12 protein-coding genes are annotated in these 19,003 nt (G+C 39.6%); 7 read left to right on the top strand and 5 right to left on the bottom strand.

Annotated elements, in window-relative coordinates; all coding sequences use genetic code 11:
• The first annotated feature begins 166 nt into the window (after positions 1 to 166).
• Complete coding sequence (locus J8L73_RS11990; RefSeq protein WP_211017313.1) at positions 167 to 1,369, top strand: Bcr/CflA family efflux MFS transporter; 1,203 nt, start codon at positions 167 to 169, stop codon at positions 1,367 to 1,369.
• 29 nt (positions 1,370 to 1,398) lie between these two features.
• On the opposite strand, the gene grpE is transcribed toward J8L73_RS11990, so the two are convergent.
• Positions 1,399 to 2,013 carry a nucleotide exchange factor GrpE gene (gene grpE / locus J8L73_RS11985; protein ID WP_104642409.1) on the bottom strand — a complete coding sequence of 205 codons (615 nt, stop codon included), beginning with the start codon at positions 2,011 to 2,013 and terminating at the stop codon, positions 1,399 to 1,401.
• A gap of 58 nt (positions 2,014 to 2,071) precedes the next feature.
• Positions 2,072 to 3,037 carry an HrcA family transcriptional regulator gene (locus J8L73_RS11980; RefSeq protein WP_210999608.1) on the bottom strand — a complete coding sequence of 322 codons (966 nt, stop codon included), beginning with the start codon at positions 3,035 to 3,037 and terminating at the stop codon, positions 2,072 to 2,074.
• A gap of 154 nt (positions 3,038 to 3,191) precedes the next feature.
• On the opposite strand from J8L73_RS11980, the gene nadK reads away from it, so the two are divergent.
• The 3 genes from nadK (at position 3,192) to recN (ending at position 6,459) form a co-directional block, all read left to right on the top strand.
• Positions 3,192 to 4,076: an NAD(+) kinase gene (gene nadK / locus J8L73_RS11975; RefSeq protein ID WP_210999609.1), complete on the top strand. Its 885-nt coding sequence runs from the start codon at positions 3,192 to 3,194 to the stop codon at positions 4,074 to 4,076.
• A gap of 76 nt (positions 4,077 to 4,152) precedes the next feature.
• Positions 4,153 to 4,710, top strand: coding sequence for a hypothetical protein (locus J8L73_RS11970; RefSeq protein ID WP_210999610.1), 558 nt, complete (start codon positions 4,153 to 4,155; stop codon positions 4,708 to 4,710).
• A gap of 75 nt (positions 4,711 to 4,785) precedes the next feature.
• Positions 4,786 to 6,459, top strand: a complete 1,674-nt coding sequence (gene recN / locus J8L73_RS11965; protein ID WP_211017311.1) for a DNA repair protein RecN — start codon at positions 4,786 to 4,788, stop codon at positions 6,457 to 6,459.
• Positions 6,460 to 7,635: 1,176 nt separating this feature from the next.
• Here recN and J8L73_RS11955 read toward each other — a convergent pair.
• The 3 genes from J8L73_RS11955 to J8L73_RS11945 form a co-directional block, all read right to left on the bottom strand.
• Complete coding sequence (locus J8L73_RS11955) at positions 7,636 to 9,051, bottom strand: FAD-dependent oxidoreductase (RefSeq protein ID WP_211017309.1); 1,416 nt, start codon at positions 9,049 to 9,051, stop codon at positions 7,636 to 7,638.
• Positions 9,052 to 9,060: 9 nt separating this feature from the next.
• Positions 9,061 to 13,518 carry a glutamate synthase large subunit gene (gene gltB, locus J8L73_RS11950; RefSeq protein WP_211017307.1) on the bottom strand — a complete coding sequence of 1,486 codons (4,458 nt, stop codon included), beginning with the start codon at positions 13,516 to 13,518 and terminating at the stop codon, positions 9,061 to 9,063.
• An 839-nt stretch (positions 13,519 to 14,357) separates the two neighbouring features.
• Complete coding sequence (locus J8L73_RS11945; RefSeq protein ID WP_058548872.1) at positions 14,358 to 14,696, bottom strand: Grx4 family monothiol glutaredoxin; 339 nt, start codon at positions 14,694 to 14,696, stop codon at positions 14,358 to 14,360.
• Positions 14,697 to 14,963: 267 nt separating this feature from the next.
• Here J8L73_RS11945 and J8L73_RS11940 point away from each other — a divergent pair, with 267 nt between their 5' ends.
• The 3 genes from J8L73_RS11940 to J8L73_RS11930 all read left to right on the top strand — a co-directional run bounded on the left by J8L73_RS11940 (position 14,964) and on the right by J8L73_RS11930 (position 18,991).
• Complete coding sequence (locus J8L73_RS11940; protein ID WP_058549160.1) at positions 14,964 to 15,545, top strand: Fe-Mn family superoxide dismutase; 582 nt, start codon at positions 14,964 to 14,966, stop codon at positions 15,543 to 15,545.
• A 208-nt stretch (positions 15,546 to 15,753) separates the two neighbouring features.
• The gene (locus tag J8L73_RS11935; protein ID WP_211017306.1) at positions 15,754 to 17,676 is read left to right on the top strand and encodes a PrkA family serine protein kinase; all 1,923 of its coding nucleotides are present in this window, start codon (positions 15,754 to 15,756) and stop codon (positions 17,674 to 17,676) included.
• A 31-nt stretch (positions 17,677 to 17,707) separates the two neighbouring features.
• Positions 17,708 to 18,991, top strand: coding sequence for a YeaH/YhbH family protein (locus tag J8L73_RS11930; protein ID WP_211017304.1), 1,284 nt, complete (start codon positions 17,708 to 17,710; stop codon positions 18,989 to 18,991).
• Positions 18,992 to 19,003 lie beyond the last annotated feature (12 nt).

Genomic DNA, 19,003 nt, shown 5'->3' with positions numbered 1-19,003 from the left:
ATTTTTTTAATTACTTGTAGAATAGCAAACACAGTGCCAGTTTAGAATCTTTACACTAGGTTACTACTCGTTTATTTTTATTAACTTAGCAGGCAAACTAAGTTTATACACTTCTAATGCCCTGTTACACTGTAGGTCTTGTTTTTAGTGATTGTTGAGTTTATTCATGGACGCCTCAGCCTCGTCTTTTAATACCCGTATTTTATTACCTCTATTAGCTAGTATTGTAGCAATTACCCCACTGGCAATAGATATGTATTTACCCGCAATGTTGGTGATTGCGAATGATTTACAAACTACCATGCCTAATGTACAAATTTCGTTAAGTATTTATTTGGCGGGTTACTCATTGGGTATGTTGTTTTTTGGCCCTATAGCCGATCAAATTGGACGACGTAAACTCGCGCGAATTGGCTTAACCTTATTTGGCACGAGCTCTATTGCGCTGGCGTTTACCTCTGAAATAAATACTTTTTGGGCACTAAGAGCAGTGCAAGCATTTACTGGCGCGGCAGCAACTGTCGTTGTACCAGGTATTATTAGACATATCTATCAAAAAAACACAGCGAAAGGAATGTCGTATGTGTCGATGATCATGATGGTAGCGCCTCTAATTGCGCCTTCTGTAGGTTCATTTATTTTGGGGCTATCTGTTTGGTCTAGCATATTTTTAGTGCTCGCGGCCTACAGCTTTATGATACTTGCTTTTGTACAAATATACTTAATTGATATCCCTATTCATAAAAACGAGAAAAAAGGCCTCGCTTTATTTTTTGATAGTTATAAAACCGTGCTTAGTAATAAAGATGCTCGCGCAGATATTTTAAGCTCTATGTTTGTATCGTTTGGCTTTTTTTGCTTTTTAACCTCAGTACCGTTTATATATTTAGATTTATATAAGGTATCTGAGCAATTATTTGGTGTGTTATTTGCCTTTAACGTAATGGCACTTATGTTTGGTAACTTTTTAAATACGCGAATTGTACCAAGGCTTGGCTCTCGTAAAATGCTTTACGTAGGGCTTGTATGCGGATTTATATCTGGGCTGGCACTACTAACATTTAGTTTGCTACACCTCTCTTTATACTACATAGTGGCTGCCATAGCGCCATTAATGATGAGCTTAGGGGTGACCGCAAGTAACGCCGACTCACTAATATTAATGAAATTTGAAAAGAACACAGGTACTGCCACAGCCGTTATTGGCACGCTTCGTTTTGGCAGTGGCGCATTGGTTGGGCCAATACTTGCGCTAATGCACGCTAAAAGCTCTGTTCCGTTTTCAAGCTTGATGTTTAGTGCCGTGCTTTTAACTATGCTGGTACAGTTAATTCACTATAAAGTAGACAAAAAAAATGCCTCAATTTGAGGCATTTTTAAGTATGTTAAAGGGCTAAATTAAGCATCAGCCGCTTTTGAAACCATAACCATTGCTGGGCGTAATAAACGGCCATTCAATGTGTAACCTTTTTGCATAACGGCCAATACTGTATTTGGCGTTACATCGTTACTTGGCTGAATAGACATTGCTTGATGAAAATCAGGGTTAAATTGCTCACCTTGCGGGTTTACAATTTCAACGCCAAATTTAGCAACGGCATCGTTAAAGCTTTTAACCGTCATATCAATACCTTCAAGTAACGGCTTTAATGTTTCGTTTTCTTTATCAGAAAACTCAATAGCGCGTTCTAGGTTATCAATAACTGGTAGTAATTCGTTAGCAAATTTCTCTAGTGCAAACTTGTGAGCTTTTTCTACATCTTGCGCTGCGCGACGACGAATATTATCAACGTCAGCGGCAGCACGTACTACACTGTCTTTTTGATCAGCAATAGTCTGTTTGGCAGCTTCAAGCTCTGCGTATAGCATTGCAATTTCCGCTTCAGGGCTTTGCTCTTGATCTGCTTCGTGTTGCTCTGCGGCTTCTACTGCTGCTTCAACATCAGCTTCCATTTGAGCTACTTCTTCGTTTAGTTCTACTTCTTGCTCAGGGTTTTTTGTCTGCTCAGACATAAAATACGTGCTCCAATTCTTTACAACTGCGGTAATTATGGGGATTGAATAAAAAGATTCAAGAGTTAGATGACTCTAATAATTTAAATTCTTGGATTATTTCTTCAATTTGCGCCGATTTAGGGCAAATTACGCAAAAGCGGCTTTGGTATTCTTGATTTTGAAAATACGGCACACTAAGTACAATAAGTTCATCGCACTCAGTAAAGGGCAATTTACCAGTATTTAAAACCGATACACCATTTTTAAAGGCAAGCTTATCTTCAACAAAGTTTAAAAACGACACACCAATATTTAGATTTTGTTCGCAGTCTATTTTTTTATATAAATAATTTTCACCGACTACAATACTGTTATCAGAACCTAGCTTTTGGCTAAGCTGACGTGTCCATTGGGTTAATGAGTCGTGGCAGTTATGGGGCGCAGTATTTGCCATAGCTTGCATTCTATAAAGGCCTTCCATCAACGTTTGTTGACTAAATACAGTATTTAACCACGTTGCAAACTGATAACGTACGCTGTTTGATGAATCGTGCGGTTTATCAATACAAATATTATGGCTCTGCCCTGCTCTATCTATTAATAAAATAAGCCAATCGGTTGAGTCAAAATCAAGTACCTCTACTCTAAATACTTGCTGAGAGCTTGCTTGTGGCAACCCCACACAGCAACACACTTGATACTTTTGACTAAGCCCGTGAGCAAGCTCAACAAGTTGTGCTTGCTCTGGTTGCCAATAATTTGCAATATCAGCAAGTGTAAAGTACTCATCAAACCAATAATCAAACCCTTGTGTTGTCGGGACTCTGCCCGCAGAAGTATGCGGCGAATAAAGCAAGCCAATTTTTTCTAATCGCGCCATCGCGTTACGTACCGTTGCCGAACACACTGCCATACCTTTAAGTTTAGCAATCTTCGTTGATGGGACTGGAAGGCCCTCACCATTACAGTACATGTTCATAACAGCTGAAAAAATTTGTTGATCTCTAGGGTTTAGTTTCATGTTATCTACATCTTGTTGCATGAAAGAGATATCGGGGCGTTTAGTTGTAATTCAAGTCACTTAATTAACTCAATCGCAATAATATTGAAGGTTTATAATATTGCTATAATCAGTATTTTCAAACACTTCTCTTTTGGGTTACCCTACAAATATAAACTCTTTATGTGCGTACATTATGGACTCTCCTTTTAAAACTATTGGCCTTATAGGCAAACCTAATCACCCAGGCGCAGCGGCGACTCTACAGCGATTACATACTTTTTTACTCGCATTAGGTTTTGAGGTAATTGTAGAAAAGCGCACAGGGAGTCAGTTAGAGGATATCCCTCACGATAATCTTGTTAAATTAGTCGACTTAGGCGAACAAGCCGACCTAGCCATCGTGGTTGGGGGTGACGGTAATATGTTAGGTGCCGCGCGCGTACTTGCTCGCTTTAATATCGCAGTGATTGGCGTAAACAGAGGGAACTTAGGTTTTTTGACTGACTTAAATCCAGAAGGATTTGAAGCAAGCCTTGAGCAAGTACTAAGTGGCGAATACCTTGAAGAGAATCGTTTTTTATTAGAAGTTGAAGTTTACCGTCATAACGAATTAAAAAGTGCAAATTCAGCGGTAAACGAAGCCGTACTTCATGCCGACAAAGTGGCTCACATGATAGAGTTTGAGGCATTTATTAATAACGATTTTGTATTTTCGCAGCGATCTGACGGTTTAATTGTATCAACACCTACAGGTTCTACAGCTTATTCTCTCTCAGGTGGTGGCCCCATATTAACACCCGAGCTAAATGCAATTTCATTAGTGCCAATGTTTCCACATACTTTATCAAGCAGGCCTTTAGTAGTTGATGCCGATAATGAAGTGCGCTTAAAGTTAAGCCTAGAAAACACCGATAGCCTGCAAGTAAGTTGCGACAGCCATGTTGTGCTTGCCGTTTTACCGGGCGACGAAGTAGTAATTAAAAAAGCAGATAAACAGCTGCGCTTAATTCATCCAAAAAACTACTCTTACTACAACGTTTTACGTACTAAATTAAATTGGGGCAGTCGTTTATACTAATCTTATTGCCAAATTTAGTACTATAGAGCAAAATACGGCGTCTAATAATAATCAACGATTTTGGAAACATAAAGCAATGACTTATGTAGTATTCTTTGCTCTACTGCTACTAATTACGCTTTTAGCAAGTTACTTAAAAATTGAAAGTAACCGTAAAAAAGCAATAGAAGCTAAAAAAAAGCTATTTAATGAACGTGTTTCGCAAGTGAACGCACGTCTTAAAACTAAATTAAACGAACTACTCGATGCTAAAGTAATTCGTCCTAAGTACATCCCTCGTATTCAAGCTATTTTAAGCAACTTTTTTGTAGTACAACCCCATACAGACGAAAACTTACAACAATTAGAGGATATAGCCGATTTACTTATTAGTACGCTTACTAACGAGCTAATAAAGATAAATCAAACAAACTTTATTCAATCTTTAATAGATAACGTGCAGCACTTTGTGTCTGAGTTACCCCAACAAGGTATCTTGTATAATAAGCAATTTTATACAAATAAGTTACCTACACTTATTAGTAATATTAAAACCGAAGATTTCTCACAACCTACTGATATAGAAAATGAAACGGCCAATACAATCCCATTAACGCCCGATCCTCGATTCGTCCAAGAAGCGAGTGTTGCTTAAATAAAATAAAATTAATTTGCAAAAAACCAAAACACTGTATAAATTAACAGTTAATTGACTGGATGGATAAACAGTATGTTAATTGGTTTAGAAGTTAAAAATTTCGCAATTGTAAGTAATTTAAGCACCGAGTGGCGCAGCGGTATGACAGCCATAACAGGCGAAACCGGGGCTGGTAAATCTATTGCTATTGATGCTTTATCACTATGCCTAGGTGAGCGCGCAGAAGCCTCTGCTGTTCGCCCAGGTACTGATAAAGCAGAGGTATGTGCGCAGTTTGATTTATCAGCATTGCCTCTTGCTCAATCATTTTTAGAGCAACATTTATTAAGTACTGATGATAATGAATGCTTATTACGCCGTGTAGTTTGTAAAAATGGTCGCAGTAAAAGCTATATAAATGGCAGCGCAGTGACTGCGTCCCAATTAAAAGAGCTTGGCCAATACTTAATTTCTATTCATGGGCAACATGCTCACCAGCATTTATTAAAAGCTGAGCACCAATTACAGCTTCTTGATGCCTACGCTGGCCACCACAATTTAGTTGAGGCAGTAAATTTAAATTATAAGCAATTTGCTAACCTACAAAAAGAATTTAAACACCTAGAGCAACAGCAACAACAACAAGCTGCGCAAAAGCAACTTTTAGAGTACCAAGTTGCTGAACTCGATGAATTTGCTTTGCAAGAAGGCGAGTTTGAGCAAATAGAAGCTGAGCATTATAAGCTCAGTAATAGCCAAACAATCTTAGAATCTTGCCAACGTGAGCTACAACATTTATATGAAAGTGATGAACAAAATGCATGCTCTATGCTACAACACAGTGCTCAACAGTTTGCTCAACTTGCTCAGTATGATGAAAGTTTAGCAAGCGTCGCTGCATTACTCGATGAAGCAGCGGTACAAGTTGAAGAAGCAAGTCGTGAAGCAAGAAACTACACCGAGCAAGCTGATTTAGATCCCGCTCGTTTAATCGAAGTAGAAACACGCTTAAGTGGCGCAATGGACTTAGCACGTAAGCACCATATAAAACCGCAACAACTCGTTGATTTTCATCAATCTATTTCACAAGAGCTAGAGTCAATTAGTAATAATTCAAACCGTTTAGAACAACTAGAATCTGAAATAGACAGTGCCTTAATTGATTACAAACATTCTGCAGAGCAGCTAAGCGAAAGCCGTTATAAATATGCCAGCACACTTAATGTATTAATAAGTGAAAGCATGGCTAATTTATCAATGGAAAATGGTGTATTTGAAATAGCGCTAACACAGCAAAGCGACCGCACACCAAATAGCTTAGGCTTTGATAATGTATCGTTTTTAGTATCAACCAATCCAGGCCAACCTTTACAACCTCTTGCTAAAGTAGCATCAGGTGGTGAGCTTTCTCGTATAAGTCTTGCTATACAAGTTATCATTGCACAAAAGGTTACAACTCCAACCTTAATTTTTGATGAGGTAGATGTAGGTATTTCGGGACCTACAGCATCGGCAGTGGGCAAATTATTACGCCAATTAGGTAAGTCAACGCAGGTTATATGTGTTACCCATTTACCTCAAGTAGCAAGCAGTGCGCATCAGCAGTTTTTTGTCGCAAAAGAAATTGCACAAGGAGAGACCTTTACGCACATGCTGCCATTAAATAAAGATGGCCGTATTAATGAGATAGCACGCCTTCTTGGTGGTGACAACATAAGTAAAACAGCTAAAGCGAATGCTAAAGAACTAATAATGGCTCACGGCTAGCTTGGATATGATAAGTACGGGTTTTTAACATTGTTCTACTCGTACAATAATTAAATTTGGTATTTATTTTTTGTTAAGAGACTCTATTTTACGACTGCATAAGATCTAGCCTACTTTAAAATGTTGTAAATATAGCGTTTATTTTAAGAAGATTACTTACTGAGTTAGCGTATTAACATACTATAGGATTCAATATGCAAAATCCCTTAATTGATTTTTGTATTATTATTAGCTGGGTTTTGTTTGTATTCAGCACAGGCTTAGTGCTATTTAGCAAATATAAGCATACTCATTTTAAGCAGCGATTATTAAAATTTTTAAATGCTGTTTTATTATTTCAAACAGTAACTACAACTTTTTACTTTACCAACAGTAAAGCTGATAGTTTAACCACTTTCGTTTCTAGTTTATGGGTACTAATTGGATTGCAAATTATCTTAAACGTAATATGCTTTATGAGTGTAAAACGTCGAAAAGCTAAAACCAGGCCGTCATTAGACTCATTTTCGATGGACTAGGCACACCTTAGATTTATGAAAGAGCATGTTCTGTTCCTCCGTTGCTCTTTCACCTTGTAGTGTAGTTTATCATCATGCTTAATGTCCGAGTCTATTGAGCGCCCACCGGGCGATGAAATAACACCAATTCTGAGCATTAAACTCATACTGTTATTTAAATGTTTACCTTTGAGCTTTTAACTGAGCTATGAATTTTTTCAACGATTATTCTTCCTTTTTCAAGGTTTGAATCTGGAAGAATAATTAAAAATTCTTCACCGCCCCAGCGTGAAGCTGTCGCATTTTTAGGAACACTTTTAATATATCTTAGCTAGGTCATAAGTATTTAGTCTACGAAATTATATCCAAAGTCATCATTGGCTTTTTTATGAAAGCTCTGCTAAATGTGCTCAAGTTACTACAAAGAGTGAAAAATGATGTATATGACCGTTAAAAGCGGGCTCAATGATGTGCTATTTCGCAAAAAAGAAAGAACTGCGGGAAAGGCATTGTTATAAAAACTACTACATGAAGGTAAAAGCCTAAAGGCATAGGCTGAACTAAGTAACAGGTGCACTGACACACTATTATTCAATACGAGCTAGGTCTATTGCATCTAAATCGCACAAACAAAAAAGCAAGCCAGATGGCTTGCTTTTAATACTCATAAAATGAATGACTAAACTTCTAAATAATCCATGATGCCTTCAGCTGCGTTTCGACCTTCAAAAATAGCCGTTACGACTAAATCTGAACCGCGCACTATATCGCCACCCGCAAATATTTTAGGGTTAGTTGTTTGGTGTGTAAATTCACCTTGTTCTGGTGCGTTAATACCGCCCCAATGGTTAATTTCTACATCGTACTTCTCTAACCAATCCATCTTATGTGGTTTAAAACCAAACGCCATAATCACTTGGTCAGCTTCAAGTACATGCTCTGAGCCTTGTACTACTTCTGCACGGCTTCGACCATTTTCATCAGGCTCACCTAATTGTGTTTTGACCATTTTGACACCCGCAACGTGGCCATTATCGTCAAGCACTATACCCGTTGGCTGTACATTAAACGTAAAGTTTACGCCCTCTTCTTTAGCGTTTTTAACTTCACGCTTAGAACCTGGCATATTCTCTTCATCACGACGGTACGCACACGTTACTTTAGCTGCATTTTGGCGAATTGATGTACGTACGCAATCCATTGCGGTGTCACCACCACCAAGTACTACAACCTTTTGATTGACCATATCAATGCAGGCTTGATTTTTTTCGTCATAACCCATTACACGGTTAGTATTGCCGATTAAAAATGGGAGTGCATCGTGCACGCCCGGTGCATCTTCATTTTCAAGGCCAGCACGCATACTTTGATACGTACCTACACCTAAAAATACCGCGTCGTAGTCAGCTAAAATTTCATCCATGGTAATATCGACACCCACTTCAACGTTTAGCTTAAATTCAACACCCATTTCGGTGAAAATTTCACGACGTTTTTGCATTACTTCTTTTTCAAGTTTGAAAGAAGGAATACCAAAAGTAAGTAAGCCGCCAATTTCAGGGTGACGGTCAAAAACCACTGGTTTTACACCGTTACGCACTAAAATGTCAGCACAGCCCAAACCAGCCGGACCCGCGCCAATAATAGCCACTTTTTTATCCGTCCACGTCACGTATGACATGTCTGGTTTCCAGCCCATTTTAAATGCAGTATCAGTAATATACTTTTCAATATTACCAATGGTTACTGCGCCAAACTCTTCATCAAGCGTACATGACCCTTCGCACAGTCTGTCCTGTGGGCAAACACGTCCACATACCTCTGGCAAACTGTTTGTACGGTGAGAAAGCTCAGCGGCTTCTAAAATACGGCCTGTCCTAATTAACTTTAACCACTGAGGAATGTAGTTATGCACTGGGCATTTCCATTCACAGTAAGGGTTACCACAATCTAAACAACGGTCAGCTTGCGAGTTCACCTGGTTCTCTGAAAAGGGTTCGTAAATTTCCACGAAAGATTTTTTACGCGACGAGATTGGTTTTTTGCGCGGATCTACACGCTGCACGTCTATAAATTGATATACATTTTCGCTCATACTGCCCCCTTATTGCGCTTGAACACGAAGTTCTGCGCTACTGCGAGCGCGATGCCCGAGTAAACTTTTTACATCACTTGATTTTGGTTTAACTAGCTTGAACATAGGTAAATACAATTCAAAGTTAGCTAAAATGGTTTCTGCACGGCACGAGCCTGTCAGCTCTAAATGCTCGGCAATTAAGCCGCGTAAATGCTCTTGGTGCGAACTTAAATCATCAAGTGTTACAACTTCAACAAGCTCCGGGTTGATGCGTTTTTCAAAGTCATTTCGCTCATCTAAAATATAAGCAAAACCACCTGTCATACCTGCGCCAAAGTTAACGCCAATATTACCAAGTACACACACAACGCCGCCGGTCATGTATTCACAGCCATTGTCGCCTACACCTTCTACAACCGCTTGTACACCTGAGTTACGAACAGCAAAACGCTCACCTGCGCAGCCTGCAGCAAATAATTTTCCGCCCGTAGCGCCGTACAAACATGTATTGCCTGCAATAGTCGCTTTATGACTTTCAAACGATGAGCCAAGTGGTGGGCGAATAACAAGCTTACCGCCAGCCATGCCTTTACCAACATAGTCGTTTGCATCGCCTATTAACGTCATTTCTAGGCCACCCGCATTCCAAACACCAAATGATTGCCCTGCAGTACCATGTAGCTCAATTGCAATAGGATCTGCGGCCATACCTTGGTTACCGTGTTTAGAAGCAATATAGCCAGATAGCATTGCCCCAACTGAGCGGTCTGTATTACATATACGGCTCACGAGCGAGATACCTGATGAAGTATCAATCGCCTGCTGTGCTTTACCTAATAACGTTTCATTTAACTCACCTAAATAATGAGAGCTATTTGGTGCGCTACAAAATAACGTTTCGCCCGCTGGGTTATTAGGCTGAGCAATCACAGATGATAAATCTATTTTCTTTTGCTTAGCTGTTTTGCCTTCAATCGCTTCAAGTAAATCTAAACGGCCAATTAAATCAGTTAAGTTTGCAACACCTAAGCTTGCCATGATTTCGCGTGCTTCTTGCGCTATAAACTTAAAGTAGTTCATCGCCATTTCTGGTAAGCCATGGTAGTGCTTTTGACGAAGCGTTTCGTCTTGCGTTGCTACGCCGGTTGCACAGTTATTTAAGTGGCAAATTCTAAGGTATTTACACCCTAACGCCACCATTGGGCCGGTACCAAAACCAAAGCTTTCTGCACCTAAAATAGCCGCTTTAATAATGTCTAAGCCTGTTTTTAAGCCGCCATCTGTTTGCAGACGAATACGATGACGAAGGCCATTTTCAACAAGTGCTTGTTGAGTTTCAGCAAGGCCAAGCTCCCATGGGCTACCTGCATATTTTACAGACGTAAGCGGGCTTGCGCCTGTGCCACCGTCGTAACCCGAAATAGTAATTAAATCAGCGTATGCTTTAGCTACACCCGTAGCAATTGTGCCCACGCCAGGCTCCGACACTAACTTAACCGAAATCATCGCTTCAGGATTTACTTGTTTTAAATCGAATATTAGCTGAGCTAAATCCTCAATCGAGTAAATGTCGTGATGCGGTGGTGGTGATATTAGTGTTACGCCCGGAACTGAATAACGAAGTTTAGCAATATAAGGCGTTACTTTTTCACCCGGCAGTTGTCCACCTTCACCAGGCTTAGCACCCTGCGCCACTTTGATTTGAATTACGTCGGCATTACGAAGGTAATGCGGCGTTACACCAAATCGTCCAGAAGCAACTTGCTTAATTCGTGAGTTTTTCTCAGTGCCAAAACGTAATTTATCTTCACCGCCTTCACCAGAGTTTGAACAACCACCTAAGCGGTTCATCGCAATAGCTAACGCTTCATGCGCTTCTGGTGAGAGTGCACCAATACTCATTGCTGCTGAATCAAAACGTTTATATAGGTTTTCAGCTGGCTCTACATCATCAACGTTGATGCCCTTTTCAGGTAATTTAAGCGCCAACATATCGCGCAAAGTAGCTATTGGACGATTATTAACTAAATTTGCGTAAGCACCGTAGTCTTTATAATCTCCAGAGCGTACTGCTTTTTGCAGCGTTTGAATTACATCTGGGTTATAAGCATGATACTCACCACCGTGCACGTATTTTAATAAGCCACCATGACTTAGTAGCTTACGCTTACTAAACGCCAGTTTATGTAGCTTTTGCTGGTCACTATCAAAATCACTAAAACACGCACCCTTAATACGACTTGCAACACCTTTAAAGCACATCTCTACCATTGCATCAGATAGACCAACCGCTTCAAAAAGCATTGAACAACGATACGATGCAACTGTACTTATGCCCATTTTAGACATTATTTTGTATAAGCCTTTATTAATGGCTTTACGGTATGAAAGTGTTACTTCGCAGTACGATTTTTCAATCACTTTACTGTCGCTCATCGCAACAAGTGACTCGTACGCAAGGTATGGGTAAATCGCTGTTGCGCCAAAGCCAAGTAGTACGGCAAATTGGTGTGCATCGCGAACGCTACCTGTTTCAATGATAATGTTAGATTCGCAGCGAAGATTTGTATCCACAAGACGCTTTTGTACTGCACCTACCGCCATAGCAGCAGGAATAGGTAGTTGGCTCTCGCTAAAGTTGCGGTCTGACAAAATAAGCATGACACAACCCGCTGCGGCTTTTTCTTGTGCCGAATCACAAATTCGCGCTACTGCCTTTTCTAAGCCCTCTTCGGCTGTGTATGTAATATCGATTTTGCAGTAGCTGTAGTGCTCGTCATCAGCATTAAGTAACTGCTGCATGTCTGCGTACATTAAAATAGGCGTATCGAACTGTAAACGCTTAGCGTGGCCTGTTGTTTCGTTGAATACATTTTGCTCACTACCAATACAAGTAGCAAGTGACATTACGTGGTTTTCACGTAACGGATCGATAGGCGGGTTAGTTACTTGCGCAAACTTTTGACGGAAGTAATCGTAAAGTGAACGATGCCCTTCGCTTAAAACAGCAAATGGCGTGTCGTCACCCATTGAGCCTGTCGCTTCTTGGCCGTTTTCACCCATTACACGAATAACACTATCAAGCTCTTCATTCGTGTAGCCAAACATTTTTTGGTACTTAGCAAGCGTTTCATCATCAAATGAGCGATTACCCGCATCTTGCTCAGTAAGTTCTTCAAATGGTGTTAAACGTTTAACGTTTTCTTCAAGCCATGACTTGTAAGGATGACGTGATTTTAAATCTTGGTCGATTTCATCTGAATGCCAGATTTTACCAAGTTTAGTATCAATTACTAATAATTCGCCTGGACCAACACGGCCTTTTTCGACTACTTCATCGGCGGTGTAATCCCAAATGCCCACTTCTGATGCAAGCGTAATAAAACCATCTTGTGTAATAACATAGCGTGCTGGGCGAAGGCCATTACGGTCAAGGTTACATGCTGCAAAGCGACCATCGGACATAACAATACCCGCAGGGCCGTCCCATGGTTCCATGTGCATAGAGTTAAAGTCATAAAATGCGCGTAAATCATCATCCATTGCACGGTTTTTTTGCCATGCAGGCGGCACTAGCATGCGCATAGCACGGAATAAATCCATACCACCGGCTAAAAATAGCTCAAGCATGTTATCTAGGCTTGATGAGTCAGAGCCAGTTTCGTTTACAAACGGCGCTGCGCTTTGTAAATCAGGAATAAGCGGCGATGAAAACTTATACGAGCGAGCTCGTGCCCATTGACGGTTACCCTCAATCGTATTTATTTCACCATTGTGCGCTAAATACCTAAACGGTTGCGCTAAAGGCCAACGCGGCTGAGTATTAGTAGAAAAACGCTGATGAAAAACACAAATAGCGCTGGTCATGCGAATGTCGGCTAAATCTAAATAAAAGTTAGGCAAATCTGCAGGCATCATAAGGCCTTTATAGATAGTGACTAACCCAGATAAACTTGCAATATAAAATGACTCATCTTGCGCTAAACGCTTTTCTGCACGACGACGTGCTACATATAATCGGCGTTCTAAATCTTTAGAGCGCCAGCCTTCAGGCGCACTAACAAAAATTTGCTCAAACCCTGGCAACTGCTGAGTAGCAATAGGACCTAGCATTGAAGGGTCGGTTGGCACTTCACGCCAGCCTAATATTTTAAGTGTTTCTTGTTCTAATTCTTCACATAAAACCTGTTTTGCAGCTTGTGCTAAAACGGGATCTGAATTTAAGAAAACCATGCCTACGGCGTAATTTTTACCTAAGTGCCAATTATGTTCACTGGCAATAGCACGGAAAAAACTGTCAGGCTTTTGCAGTAATAAACCACAGCCGTCACCAGTTTTACCATCGGCAGAAATACCACCACGATGCTGCATGCGATCAAGCCCAGTTATGGCTGTACGTATAAGCCTATGACTAGCCTGACCATTAACTTGGGCTATTAAGCCAAAGCCACAATTATCTTTTTCTAATTTTGAGTCGTATAACATAGACCCCTCCCCTTGCTGCACTGTTAACGTGAATGAACTGCTCGACGATTTGCTAACAGACGCACAAAACTAGCCTCTATAGTAAATAGAGTCAATATTATTTTGAATACATATTCACATTCTTGAATATTTCTCACTTCAAGGCAAGATTTCTTTTGTACTTATAAGTTTTAACAATTAGCGCTTATTTGACCGCTATTTTTTCATGACACTGGTGTCAAGTTTAATATTTTGTAAAAACCAAGGACTGAAACACTTACACATTACGTAAACGTAAGGTGATATCGGATTGAATAAATATTCACTACCGAACAGTTGATTCAGTTAACATTTAGATAGTTTTATTAGTTAAGTTGAATTTTGCAGATTAAGATCTCTATTTTTGTAGTTTCATTAGTATAGTTATTACTATTTATGTCAATTTTTTATGCTTTTTGTGAATTTTTATCTACTTAATTACAGTCTTTGTAAGACGTTATCCAATAAATAGGAAGTCGGAGGGGCAATTCATTGCTCCACGGATACACTTTTCGGCAAAAATACTCTAAAAAGGTTTAATTCAAACCTTTAATGATAGCTTCTTGTTTTGGTCAACGTGGTAAGTAAAAAACCAAGTGGATTAATGATGTGGACATGAGTGGGTCATATGATTTAAATACAACTAGAACACCGCATTTTGAAAGAGTTTAATTAATCGCTTCAATTTTAAAATTTAGGGTTTACGACTTTAAGCAAAAATAGGTGGTTGAATAAATGATAGTTATGAAGGGTAGTTTATAAACAACAAGGCCACATAAAATACGTGGCCTTGTAATAGTATCTCAAAGCTTGAGTAAAATTTACTCTGCGTCAGCTTCTTTATATTTAGCTGCAGTCTCTGCAACTAGCGGCTGTAACTCACCGCGTTGGAACATTTCGATAATAATGTCACAGCCACCTACTAACTCGCCTTCTACCCATAGTTGTGGGAACGTAGGCCAATTTGCGTATGCTGGAAGTTCAGCACGAATATCTGGATTAAGTAAAATATCAACATATGCAAATGGTTCGCCACACGACATTAGAGCTTGTGACGCTTGTGAAGAAAAACCACAATTTGGTAATTTAGGTGACCCTTTCATGTAAAGGATTATTGGGTTTTCTGAAATCTGCTGTTTAATTTTATCAATGGTTTCCATCTACAACCTCAAAATGACGATAGCTGAATATACCCAGGCCTTGAAAATAAATCATTGTGGCCACAGATATATAACTTAAAATGGGCAAATAAAGCCGCAATTGAAATAGTCTTTAGCAATAGCATTGCTGTTTGCTAAAACTTGAGTAAAATACTCAACAATTATAGTAACACTATATTCCCGGTTGGTATAGGTAAGTGGCCTGTTTGTACAGGTATTACGTATAACCAAACGGATTATCAACCAAAAGAAGATGGAGATAGAAAAATGGCATTTGAACTACCGTCACTACCATATGCAATCGATGCACTTGAGCCACATATTTCAAAAGAAACGCTAGAGTTTCACCACGGTAAGCACCACAACACTTATGTTGTTAAACTTAACGGTTTAATTCCTGGTACTGAGTTTGAAAACAAATCTCTAGAAGAAATCGTATGTTCTTCAGAAGGCGGCGTATTTAACAACGCAGCACAAATCTGGAACCACACTTTCTACTGGAACAGCCTATCTCCAAATGGTGGCGGCGAGCCAACTGGTGCAGTTGCTGATGCAATCAACGCTAAATGGGGCTCTTTTGATGCGTTTAAAGATGCATTAAATGATAAAGCAGTTAATAACTTCGGTTCTAGCTGGACTTGGTTAGTTAAACTTGCTGATGGTTCATTAGATATCGTAAATACGTCTAACGCAGCGACTCCATTAACAGATGAAGGTGTTACTCCAATCCTAACTGTGGATTTATGGGAACATGCTTACTACATCGATTACCGTAACGTGCGTCCAGATTACCTTAAAGGTTTCTGGTCACTAGTTAACTGGGAATTTGCAAACGCAAACTTCGCTTAATTAGCGCTTTTAGCTAATTTAAAAAGACGCTTAGGCGTCTTTTTTTATGCTCAATTTCCAACAAAAGTGGTGTTATACGACGGCAATTCGTTAATTGGTCAACATGATCTTTTTTCACTTAAATTTTTAATTTTATTGCACAAAAATACGAAACAGTGACTAAACTTTAAAAAGTAAGCACCTTTTTAAGCGGGTTTCGGAGGTTATTATGACGATTTTTGAGCATTACCAAGCACGATACGAAGCGGCACAAGAAGAAGAGTACAGTATTAGCGAATTCCTTGAGATTTGTAAAACTGATAAGTCTGCCTACGCTAGCGCACCAGAGCGCTTACTTATGGCTATAGGCGATCCCCAAATGGTTGATACTGCAACGGATGCACGATTAAGCCGATTGTTTTCCAATAGAGTAGTAGCACGCTACCCCGCCTTTGAAGATTTTTATGGAATGGAAGACGCTATTGAACAAATAGTGTCTTATTTAAAACATGCAGCCCAAGGGCTTGAAGAGTGTAAACAAGTCCTTTATTTACTCGGCCCTGTTGGCGGCGGTAAATCATCTATTGCTGAAAAACTAAAATACCTAATGCAACAAGTGCCTATATATTCTATAAAAGGCTCACCAGTTAACGACCACCCTTTATCTTTATTTGATGCAGTAGAAGATGCCAACGTCCTTGAGCAAGAATACGGCATTAAACCCCGCTATTTAAAAACGATTATGTCACCTTGGGCTGGCAAACGATTAAAAGAATTTAACGGCGATATTAGCCAATTTAGAGTAGTAAAACGCTACCCCTCTATTTTAAACCAAATTGGTATTGCCAAAACCGAGCCTGGTGATGAAAACAACCAAGATATTTCTGCATTGGTTGGTAAAGTAGATATTCGCCAACTTGAGAATTTTGCGCAAAACGATCCTGATGCATACGCTTATTCGGGTTCATTATGCCTTGCAAACCAAGGTTTAATGGAATTTGTAGAAATGTTTAAAGCCCCTATCAAAGTGCTACACCCTTTACTCACCGCTACTCAAGAGGGCAATTATAATGGAACCGAAGGCATTAGTGCACTGCCATTTAATGGCATGATCCTCGCCCATTCAAATGAATCTGAATGGCAAACGTTTAAAAATAATAAAAATAATGAAGCGTTTTTAGACCGCGTTTACATTGTAAAAGTGCCTTATTGCTTACGTGTAACCGAAGAAATTAAAATTTACGATAAATTACTAGAGCATAGCGAGCTTTACAATGCGCCATGTGCTCCGGGCACACTAAAAACACTGGCACAATTTACCACGCTATCTCGATTAAAAGAGCCAGAGAACTCGAGTATTTATTCAAAAATGCGGGTATACGATGGTGAAACCTTAAAAGACACAGATCCTAAAGCAAAATCTTACCAAGAGTATCGCGACTACGCTGGCGTAGATGAAGGTATGACGGGGCTCTCTACCCGCTTTGCGTTTAAAATTTTGTCCCGTGTGTTTAACTTTGATACCACTGAAGTTGCAGCTAATCCTGTACATTTGTTCTATGTACTAGAGCAACAAATTGAACGAGAGCAATTTAGTAGCGAAGTTGAAGAGCGCTACTTAAGCTTTTTAAAAGGCTATTTAATTCCACAATATGTAGAATTTATTGGCAAAGAACTACAAACAGCCTATTTAGAGTCTTATTCTGAATACGGCCAAAATATTTTTGACCGCTATGTTATTTATGCTGATTTTTGGATTCAAGACCAAGAATACCGTGACCCAGATACAGGCCAACTATTTGACCGTGAAGCACTTAATGCAGAGCTTGAAAAAATTGAAAAATCAGCCGGTATTTCTAACCCTAAAGATTTTAGAAACGAAATAGTTAACTTTGTACTTCGCGCTCGTGCCCATAACAACGGTAAAAACCCACTGTGGACCAGTTACGAAAAGTTACGCACTGTCATTGAGAAGAAAATGTTCTCAAATACAGAAGACTTACTACCCGTTATTTCGTTTAACACTAAAACATCAGCGGAAGATCAACAAAAACACGAAGACTTTGTAAACCGTATGGTCGAAAAAGGCTATACACAAAAACAAGTACGCTTGCTTTCTGAATGGTATTTACGAGTTAGAAAATCGCAATAGCCTTCATATTCGTAGTTTTTAGGAGGTCATTATGGCGAATTTTATTGATAGGCGTTTAAACGGAAAAAACAAAAGTACGCTCAATCGCCAGCGCTTTATTAGGCGCTATAAAAAGCAAATTAAAGAAGCTGTGTCAGATGCAATAAACAAGCGAAGTGTCACCGACTCAAGTTCTGGTGAAAGTATCTCTATTCCGCAGCGTGATATCAGCGAGCCTACCTTTCATCAAGGCAGAGGGGGAAATAGAGAGCAAATTCACCCGGGGAATGATCAATTCTCTACGGGAGATAAAATTGAACGCCCTAAAAATGGCCAAGGTGGTGGTGCAGGAGATGGCGATGCGAGTGATTCTGGTGAGGGGCAAGATGAGTTTGTATTTTTTATATCAAAAGATGAATACCTAGATTTACTATTTGAAGATTTAGAACTGCCGAATTTGCAAGAAAATCAACTTGATAAACTAGTACAAATGAAAACGCATCGTGCTGGTTTTTGTAGTGATGGTATGCCCAGTAATATAGATATAGTGCGCTCACTTCAAGGCTCCCTAGCCCGAAGAGTCGCTATGAGTGCGGGTAAAAAAAGGCGACTCGCAGAGCTTGAAGGGCAGCTTGCAATGGAGCTTGAGCAACCTCAAAGCGATAAAGCGGCTATTGCATTGCTGCAAGAGGATATTAAGTTATTAAAACAACAAATTAAAAATGTGCCATTTATAGACAATTATGATTTGCGCTTTCGTAATTATGAAAAATGCCCTCACCCCACCAGCAAAGCGGTCATGTTTTGTATTATGGATGTATCTGGCTCTATGGACCAAGCCACAAAAGATATGGCTAAACGCTTTTATATTTTGCTGTATCAGTTTTTAACACGCAGCTATAAAGATATTGAGGTGGTATATATACGCCATCATACACAAGCAAAAGAAGTAGACGAGCAAGAGTTTTTTTATTCGCAAGAAACAGGTGGCACCATCGTTTCAAGTGCACTTAAGTTAATGAATGAAATAATAAAAGATCGTTACGACGCTGAGCAATGGAATATATATGCTGCACAAGCATCCGATGGCGATAACTGGGCTGACGATACCCCTCACTGTGGGCAAATATTACGGAACAAGCTTTTAAAAGCGGTTAGGTATTTCGCCTATATTGAAATTACAACGCGTGCTCATCAAAGTCTATGGCGTGAATACGAAGGCATTACACAAAGCCACAAAAATTTTGCTATACAACACATTCAAGGTGTCCAAGACATTTACCCTATATTTAGGGAGCTATTTAAAAAGAGCCGCCAACAGCAAGGTACAGCATAAGCCTAAGCGAGG

It is taken from the genome of Pseudoalteromonas sp. MMG006 (assembly GCF_018101025.1).
GTDB lineage: Bacteria > Pseudomonadota > Gammaproteobacteria > Enterobacterales > Alteromonadaceae > Pseudoalteromonas.
Note: the sequence above shows the minus strand (reverse complement) of the source record. Positions and strands in the feature narration are given on the sequence as shown.

Excerpts from the sequence above, each read along its gene's own strand:
- J8L73_RS11990 (WP_211017313.1), top strand. The coding sequence starts at position 167 with ATGGACGCCTCAGCCTCGTCTTTTAATACCCGTATTTTATTACCTCTA.
- grpE (WP_104642409.1), bottom strand. The coding sequence starts at position 2,013 with ATGTCTGAGCAGACAAAAAACCCTGAGCAAGAAGTAGAACTAAACGAA.
- J8L73_RS11980 (WP_210999608.1), bottom strand. The coding sequence starts at position 3,037 with ATGCAACAAGATGTAGATAACATGAAACTAAACCCTAGAGATCAACAA.
- nadK (WP_210999609.1), top strand. The coding sequence starts at position 3,192 with ATGGACTCTCCTTTTAAAACTATTGGCCTTATAGGCAAACCTAATCAC.
- J8L73_RS11970 (WP_210999610.1), top strand. The coding sequence starts at position 4,153 with ATGACTTATGTAGTATTCTTTGCTCTACTGCTACTAATTACGCTTTTA.
- recN (WP_211017311.1), top strand. The coding sequence starts at position 4,786 with ATGTTAATTGGTTTAGAAGTTAAAAATTTCGCAATTGTAAGTAATTTA.
- J8L73_RS11955 (WP_211017309.1), bottom strand. The coding sequence starts at position 9,051 with ATGAGCGAAAATGTATATCAATTTATAGACGTGCAGCGTGTAGATCCG.
- gltB (WP_211017307.1), bottom strand. The coding sequence starts at position 13,518 with ATGTTATACGACTCAAAATTAGAAAAAGATAATTGTGGCTTTGGCTTA.
- J8L73_RS11945 (WP_058548872.1), bottom strand. The coding sequence starts at position 14,696 with ATGGAAACCATTGATAAAATTAAACAGCAGATTTCAGAAAACCCAATA.
- J8L73_RS11940 (WP_058549160.1), top strand. The coding sequence starts at position 14,964 with ATGGCATTTGAACTACCGTCACTACCATATGCAATCGATGCACTTGAG.
- J8L73_RS11935 (WP_211017306.1), top strand. The coding sequence starts at position 15,754 with ATGACGATTTTTGAGCATTACCAAGCACGATACGAAGCGGCACAAGAA.
- J8L73_RS11930 (WP_211017304.1), top strand. The coding sequence starts at position 17,708 with ATGGCGAATTTTATTGATAGGCGTTTAAACGGAAAAAACAAAAGTACG.